The organism is Acidobacteriota bacterium (genome assembly GCA_003225175.1).
Taxonomy (GTDB): Bacteria; Acidobacteriota; Terriglobia; order Terriglobales; family Acidobacteriaceae; genus Gp1-AA112.
In genome coordinates this window covers 58,695-65,121 of the sequence record QIBA01000064.1, presented here as the reverse complement: position 1 = coordinate 65,121, position 6,427 = coordinate 58,695, and the positions used below count along the sequence as shown (strand labels likewise).

The 6,427-nt window shown below is 55.7% G+C and carries 6 protein-coding genes; 1 reads left to right on the top strand and 5 read right to left on the bottom strand.

Translation table 11 applies throughout. The features are described 5' to 3' along the window. The 3 genes from DMG62_18975 to DMG62_18965 form a co-directional block, all read right to left on the bottom strand. Window positions 1-325, bottom strand: a 325-nt coding sequence (locus DMG62_18975; protein PYY21422.1) for a hypothetical protein, incomplete at its 3' end; no start/stop codon positions are given. A gap of 638 nt (window positions 326-963) precedes the next feature. Continuing rightward, window positions 964-1,206: a hypothetical protein gene (locus DMG62_18970; protein PYY21421.1), complete on the bottom strand. Its 243-nt coding sequence runs from the start codon at window positions 1,204-1,206 to the stop codon at window positions 964-966. 9 nt (window positions 1,207-1,215) lie between these two features. After that, complete coding sequence (locus DMG62_18965; protein ID PYY21420.1) at window positions 1,216-3,084, bottom strand: SpoIVB peptidase S55; 1,869 nt, start codon at window positions 3,082-3,084, stop codon at window positions 1,216-1,218. 110 nt (window positions 3,085-3,194) lie between these two features. Between DMG62_18965 and DMG62_18960 the strand changes: the two genes are divergently transcribed. After that, a complete protein-coding gene (locus DMG62_18960) occupies window positions 3,195-4,379 on the top strand; it encodes a VWA domain-containing protein (protein PYY21419.1) in 1,185 nt (394 codons plus the stop codon). 134 nt (window positions 4,380-4,513) lie between these two features. On the opposite strand, the gene DMG62_18955 is transcribed toward DMG62_18960, so the two are convergent. Together DMG62_18955 and DMG62_18950 are read right to left on the bottom strand one after the other, a co-directional pair. Continuing rightward, window positions 4,514-5,248, bottom strand: a complete 735-nt coding sequence (locus DMG62_18955; GenBank protein PYY21418.1) for a ZIP family magnesium transporter — start codon at window positions 5,246-5,248, stop codon at window positions 4,514-4,516. Between the two features lie 75 nt (window positions 5,249-5,323). Further along, window positions 5,324-6,406, bottom strand: coding sequence for a redox-regulated ATPase YchF (locus DMG62_18950; GenBank protein ID PYY21417.1), 1,083 nt, complete (start codon window positions 6,404-6,406; stop codon window positions 5,324-5,326). Window positions 6,407-6,427 lie beyond the last annotated feature (21 nt).

Genomic DNA, 6,427 nt, shown 5'->3' with positions numbered 1-6,427 from the left:
ATTCGGCACAGGCTTGGTCGGTACTGTTCTCAAGCTGATAAGCGCGTGCGAGCTGCAGGTGAGCCAATGCGCCTAGGGGGAAATTCACGATGATTCCTGGGTGGTCGATTACGGTCTTAAACGCTGCGACGGCCGCAGTGGAATTATGGAGCGCCAACATTGCTTCTCCACGTATGTAAATCGGGTAGAGAGATCCCATCGCGAGCGGTGGAGGAACATCCATGGCGTGGGCATCGGCCGGCTGCAGCGACGCCAGCGCATCCTGCGGCTTCTTGCGATCGAGTTGGGCGGCTGCGTCGATCGTTGGCAGCCAGTAAGTGTTCAAAACCGCATCTACCCTGTGTTCCTCGTGAAGTCTGGCTGCTAAGCTGTGCGCATGCCATCGCTCAGCACCGAACCTGCCTCAGCACCGAAGCTAGTTCGGTGCTACCACGAGTCAAGATTGCGAGTCAACCAGAAATGTCATTTTGGAACTCGCGCGGCTGTGGGAGAGTGCTTGCCGCAATCATCCGACGCTGGCGCGAGCAACGGATGCGAATTTCAGAATTCACTGCTTATTCACTGTTATTCACTGTTCTTTGCGGCGGAGAAAAAACTCGAATTTCCCTAATCCCTGACGCGGCAGGCGGTTGCGCGGAGTTGTCCGTTGCTCGCCTACCTTCTTAGAAAAAATTCGCTGTTAAATTCGCTGATAAATTCGCTGTTCCGCGAACACCAGTGAATTCGGCCGGTTTCACGCTGAATCCGTTGCTCTCTGCCGATTGAGCTGCGAATGCCGACGGCGAAAGGCCTGCGTGCGACAGGTATGGAACGCGGGATGGAAGTCAGCTACGTTCGGCTGGAAGGGCTGCTCTGAAACGGGAGTCTGATCACGAAGCCTACAGAACCAGCTGCGCTAGCGGGGTGCTGCATTTCGTCACCCGCGCGGTCGATTGCGGAGGAGCATCCGAAGACTCGCGATAATCAGGAGCCCAGTTCCGCGAGCTGTCGATCCAGTTCAGCTAAGGCTCCCTCGAGCATCTGCCGGTGAGTGGGATTAGTTGCCGAGTTGAGCTGGGATTGAACATTCGTGCGGGCAAGCAAAAGGCCGTCGCGTTTGCGACGGCTTTCGATCTCCTCTGGGGTAAGCCTTTGATTGTGTGCTGGCTCGCGCCTTGCTTCGGCTTGCTGCTCTTCTACTGACTTGCTATCGAAACCTCTTGCCATGTCTCCAGATTACTTGATTTGCAGGGTGAGCACCTGCGCGCCTGAGACTACATAGTCCATGGGCGTGGAGGTCTCGTCGACCGCGGACTCGCCGCTGACGTACATGTCCTGAGCGCCGCGCATGCCTTGCATGACGTTCATGACCGAAAGCGGCAGGGTTGGCATCACTTTGTCCTCGACCATGGCTTCGGGATTGGCTTCCAGCAGCGAAACGTACAAGTTGTTATTGGCGTGCTCTTTGTTCAGCAGATCGATGGTGGATCCGAGTTGCAGCGTGCGGCCGAAGGTTGTGGGCAGCTTGCGGCTGCGGTCGAGAGTCTCGCTGTCGCTGACCAGGATGCGGAGCTGGCCTTTGGGTACAGAGGTCGGGATCTTTACCGGAATCTGACGCACGATTGGGTCGCCGCGATATGGACGAAGAACCGCTTCGATCGTGATCTCGTCGCCCGGACGCGCCTCGGTGACGTCGGTGCGCGCCGTCTCAACGTGAGCTGCGCGGCGTTCTGGAGTTACATCGAAGTTAAGATTTACGCCTTCAATTCCGGGCGTCGTGTAGGGGTTCTCGAAGATGCGTCCGAAGTGGTCGCCGAGATTAAGGGCGGCGAGTACGGAACTCGGGGCGGCATCGTTGGAACTGAACATGTTGTGCATGTGCACGGAGGGGAATCCGTTGACGGCGATGTCGCCGTTCATGCGGTACGTGACTTGGTCGCCGTACTGATTCTGCGACTGCAGAGCCTGATAAACAGCAGTCATCATGATGAGCGGCGTGAGTTTGGCATTGTTCAGCACCGAAAAGTTCATCTGTTTCGGCTTGCTGCCGCCGTGAATGGTTACCGTTACGGGAATCATCTTGGAGGCTTCGCCGAAGCGTCCCAGGATTCCGCTGTGGCGGTCCTGCACGAAAGTGCCGATCTCGTCGGCGGTGTTGACGATCTTATACGCGTAGTACGGAGAAGCCAGGGTTGCGACCACGCTGGCTTTGGTCATCGGCATGTCGACCATGCCGTACTGGGTCAGCGGATGTCCGCAGGCGAGCAGGCGCTGTGGATCGATGTAGGTGACCGTGCAGGTGGCCGCGATGTCGAGATCGCCGCTTACCAGCACCGCGCTCACGGCTGATCCGGGCTCGATGGGCTCAGGCTGATGCTCGTTCGTTGCCGACCCTACTCCCATCACGGGAACGAGTCCGGCTTGCGCGAATTGTGATGAGAACCGGCGAATGCTCTCTTCGGTGAAGCCGCTGAAGACGAAGGGAGCGTCGATGGGCTGCATCAGCGAGACGAAGTTTCTCAGATCATTGTCGGGTGGAACGTCGCCTACCGACGTCTTGCCGAGGGTCTTTGGCGCTTGCGTTCGCGCGCTTATTGGCTCGGGCTGCGTGCGATCTAAAGCATCGATCTCGAGCATCTCCTCGATCGGCGTGATGCCGCAGATCGGCTCCTTCGAAAATTGCCCGATGCGATACGAGATGGCGCCGACTAACTTGCCGTCGATGTACACCGGGCTGCCGCTCATGCCGGCGACTACGCCCGTGTATTCAACCTTCTCGCCATGCAGACGCGCGAGTATCAAATCACTCTTAGGACCGTTGAGGTTGGGAAGGATGCCGAGGACTTCAACCTCCATAGGCTCGGGCTTCACTCCCTCGAAGACGGTGTACGCGACACCGCGCATGCCCCGGTGAATCTCGCCGACTTTGAGGATCTCAGGAGCTACACGAGGCTGTGCAACCGGAGTTGCTGACTGCGCAACCGCTGCAACGCACACAAAAATTAACGGGGAGATCCGTCCGAGGAAGGCGAAAATACTCTTCATACGTAACCTAGGAACAATTCGGCAACGGGGGATGGAAATGGCGGGGACAGTTAGGCCCATAAGGGCTTAAACACGCCGAATCCACGATGGTTTCCGAGTAGTTCGGCATCTATACTAATACAGAGACTCAGCCTTGCAATAGGCAAAGAGTCAGTAGGAAGGCATAGGAAATGTCCCTTAGCGGTACTAAGGCGGGGCTTGCACCGCTCTGCAAGATGGTGATTGTGAGCCTGTTCGCCATCGCATTTGCAACATTCCCCAGTCCGGCGCAAAACACACAAAAAACTTCGCAGAATCCGCAGACGCAGGCGCCCCCAGAAGCAGGGGGACCGTCTGGTGATATCGGCCCAATTGCCGTCCCTAAGAAGAAGCCAGAGGAAGAAAAGCCAGTAGAGCGGGCTCCGAAGGTGAAGAATCCGGAAGAAATCGGCACGTTTTCTCTCAAAGTTGACGTGCCGCTGGTAAATCTGCCAGTCAATGTAGTCACTAACAACGGGCAGTTCATTCCGGGACTTCGGCAGGAGAACTTCAAGGTTTTGGAAGACGGTGTTCCTCAGAAGATCGACACCTTCGCCCAGCAGAACGACAAGCCAATCACCGCCGTAATGCTGATTGAGTTCGCCTCAAACAGCTATGGCTTCATGTACGACGCGCTGAATGCGGCCTACTCTTTCACTGGGCAGCTCAAGAAGGAAGACTGGATCGCCGTTGTCTCATACGACATGCAAATGCACATGCTGGTTGATTTTACGCAGGACAAAAACCAGGTCATGGGCGCCTTGAACCAGCTACGAATTCCAGGATTCAGCGAAACCAACCTCTTCGATGCCATTTATGACACGGTCGATCGATTGGAGACGGTTGAGGGGCAGAAGTACATCGTCCTCATCTGCAATGGAATCGATACATTCAGCAAACTGAATTATGACAAGGTGCTAAAGAAGCTGCAAGGCACGAAGAACGTCACCATCTTCTGCGTTGGCACGGGCCAGGCCTTTAGGCTGTGGCTGGAGTCGCGCGGATACATGGGTCCGCTGGCCAATCTGGACTTTCTGCAAGCAGATAACCAGCTGAGAACCTTTGCCAAGCTGACCGGTGGTCGCGCGTACTTCCCGCGATTCACTGCCGAATTCCCTGAAGATTTTGCCGACATCGCGGCTGATAACCGCAATCAGTACGTACTCTCGTACCGCCCATCCAACAACAAGCAGGACGGCAGTTGGCGCAAGGTGAAGGTCCAGTTGATAGATCCGCAGACAGGTCAGCCGTTGATTGTTCAGGATCAACATCGCAAGAAACTCAAATACGAAGTCATTGCGCGCGACGGGTATAAAGCGAAGAACGAAGTGGAATAGACCGATCGGGTCATCGGGTGAAGTGAAACACTTTGATGGTTCTGAAGATTTTGTGATTTGCCGATTTCGTGATCCGCTGATTGAACTTACGAAATCACCCGATTCTTACTTCACCCGATGATCCGATCGGCCGATCACCCGATTCCTCTGAACCAGTAATCCAGCACCAACAACACCGCCACTCCGACAAACACCAGCAGCGCAACCCTCATCCCCGGTTCCTTGTTCACTTCGGGAATGAGATCCGAGGCCGCAACATACAGTGTGACGCCCGTGGACAGCGGGAGTCCCACGTGCAACATCGGTGATAGCACCCGCATGGTGAGCACGCCGAGAAGAGTTGAAGCTCCCAGAATCACTGACGAAATGAACGCCATGCGGCGCGAGCGACCGCTCGCGAGCATCACTGAACCAACAGTGAATCCTTCGGGGATTTTATGCAGGAAGACGGCGAGGAAGATCAACCATCCGAGCCAGTTCGAAATCAGGAAACCGGATGCGATGGCGATGCCGTCGAAGAAGGTGTGGACGACCAGCCCAAATAGCACTGAATAGCTCTTGTGCGAGTGTAGAAATTCACCTTCGTGTGTCTCTTCGCCGAAATGAAAGTGCAGAGTCAGCGTGTGCTCGAAGAAATGAACGACAAAGTACCCGAGCATGATGAACAGGGGCGCGTGCAGGGGCGCCAGGCGAAGGCTCTCAGGAAACATCTCGACGAGAGCAGTAGCAAGCATGAATCCTGAGCCCACAGCCATGAAGTAGCGCAAATAGCGCCGCTCCCAGTGGCGCTGAATGATAATGAGCCCACCGACTCCATCGGCAAGAGCCGCCGTCAGCCCGAGGATGATCGTGAGCGCGAGAGGGGACATTATCACGCTGTTAACGTGGATCCCGCCACCGCCGGCGGGTTGTTGGCGCTAATGGCAGATGAATTATTTTGACGTTCACGCGCTGTGCCGAATGTGCATCACATCGCCGTCCTGGACGATATAGTCTTTGCCTTCGAGCCGCAATGTACCGCGAGAGCGCGCATTGGACTCTGAGCCCGCGTCGAGGAGCTGATCCCAGTGGATGGTTTCCGCGCGGATAAAGTGTTTCTCAAGGTCGGAATGGATCGCTCCGGCTGCGGCCTGCGCGCGTGATCCTCGCTCAATTGTCCAAGCGCGGCACTCATCTTCGCCGACGGTAAAGAACGAAATCAGGCCAAGCAACTCATAACTTTTACGAATCAGGCGCACCAATCCACTCTCGGTCAGTCCGTAGCTGGCGAGGAATTCGCCAGCCTCTTCGTCAGGCATCTCAGCTAGTTCCGCTTCAACTTTGCCGCAGATCGCAGTCATCCCGGCATTTGGCCGCGAACCATACTCGGTCAATTTGTACTTTGCCGGCGCCTTCTCCAGATCCTGACCGAGCGTCGTGCTCTCGTTCACGTTGAGTACGTACAGGATCGGTTTTTGGCTCAGAAACATGAATCCGCGAATCCGCTTCTTGTCCTCGGCGGACATCTCCATCTCACGCAATGGACGTTCCGATTCGACATGGATCTTGGCACGCTTGAGCAAATCGAATTCGCGCTCAAGCTCTGCCGATTTCATCTTCTTGAGATCTTTTTCTAAACGCTCCAAGCGCTTCTCGATCTGCCCAAGATCGTTGACGACCAAATCGAAATCGACATTTCTAGCGTCGCGCAGGGGATCTATCTCGGCGACGTGCGGGATAGAAGGCTCGTCAAATGCGCGCAGCACATGAATCAGTGCGTCGACTGCTCGCAGATTGTTGGCATACGCCGACTCCTTCAGCGCCTCCTGTCCGATAGCAGCTACGTCGGAATACTCGACACTCGCATGGATCAGCTTTTTGGGATTGTAAAGAGCGGAAAGCTTGTCTAGACGTTCGTCGGGAACTTTCGCAATGCCAAGGTGAGCTTCACGCGGATTATGTCCACGCTCGGCAACCTGCGCTTTGGTCAAGATTTTGAACAGCGATGTCTTGCCCACCTGAGGCAGGCCGATAATGCCAGTCTTCATGAATGCGGAATCCTACAGCGC

What these genes read in the sequence shown, in the direction of transcription:
- DMG62_18960 (PYY21419.1), top strand. Translation starts at nt 3,195, where the DNA reads ATGTCCCTTAGCGGTACTAAGGCGGGGCTTGCACCGCTCTGCAAGATG.
- DMG62_18970 (PYY21421.1), bottom strand. Translation starts at nt 1,206, where the DNA reads ATGGCAAGAGGTTTCGATAGCAAGTCAGTAGAAGAGCAGCAAGCCGAA.
- DMG62_18955 (PYY21418.1), bottom strand. Translation starts at nt 5,248, where the DNA reads ATGTCCCCTCTCGCGCTCACGATCATCCTCGGGCTGACGGCGGCTCTT.
- DMG62_18965 (PYY21420.1), bottom strand. Translation starts at nt 3,084, where the DNA reads ATGGGCCTAACTGTCCCCGCCATTTCCATCCCCCGTTGCCGAATTGTT.
- DMG62_18950 (PYY21417.1), bottom strand. Translation starts at nt 6,406, where the DNA reads ATGAAGACTGGCATTATCGGCCTGCCTCAGGTGGGCAAGACATCGCTG.